The sequence below is a fragment of the Gluconobacter sp. GP1 genome (genome assembly GCF_032913585.1).
Lineage (GTDB): Bacteria > Pseudomonadota > Alphaproteobacteria > Acetobacterales > Acetobacteraceae > Gluconobacter > Gluconobacter cerinus.
Genome location: NZ_JASGXC010000051.1, coordinates 1 through 653, shown reverse-complemented (window position 1 = coordinate 653; position 653 = coordinate 1). Strand labels below are relative to the sequence as shown.

The following is a 653-nucleotide window of genomic DNA, read 5'->3' as shown; positions in this document are numbered from 1 at the left end:
AGATCGTCTGGCAGGCCTGCCTCAACATGCGGGGTGCCGTTGCGATCCTTCCACACGAAGGTTGGCGTTCCTCTCAGGCCAATCGAATGAGCGGCAGAGAGATTCAGCATCAGGCTGGCGCCCGCCGTGTCTGAGGTCGCGTGGCCTGGAACAGCGTGACCAAGATCATCGATCTGGTTCCACAGTGCAGCCATGTCATGCGGTTTTGCAGAGAGCATCTGCTGCGCAGCTGGCGTACTGGCCCCCTTGTTCTCATGATCGTTGATCGAGACCGGAACGATCGCAAGCTGTAGCCGGCCGGAAGCAACAGCAGGCTTCAGCGCCGCGTAGGCACGGGTCGAGAACGGACACAGCGGATCAATGAACATATAGACGCGGGGTGCCGTGTCCTGTCCTTCAAGCCCGAAGGCAACCGCTTTCACGCGCTCAACAGGATCCACTGCAGGAGGTGCAGTCGTTGCTGATGCTGCGCCCGGCCTTGAGCCCGGACCGGAGCCCGAGGGATTCCATTGCACGGTTGGGATTGCACCCGGGATCGATGAGACCTGGTCGCGCGTGATGTTATGACCGGTCGCATCCCACATGACCCCTCCGATTTCGGCCAGATGATCGGGTGTGAGGTAAAAGACACGGAACTGCGTGCCGCTCCGTGC

At 60.8% G+C, this 653-nt stretch carries 1 protein-coding gene; it reads right to left on the bottom strand.

Features of this window, described 5'->3' with window-relative positions; translation table 11 throughout:
- On the bottom strand, positions 1-653 hold a 653-nt coding region (locus R5H23_RS16865; RefSeq protein WP_317216132.1), incomplete at both ends, for a DsbC family protein.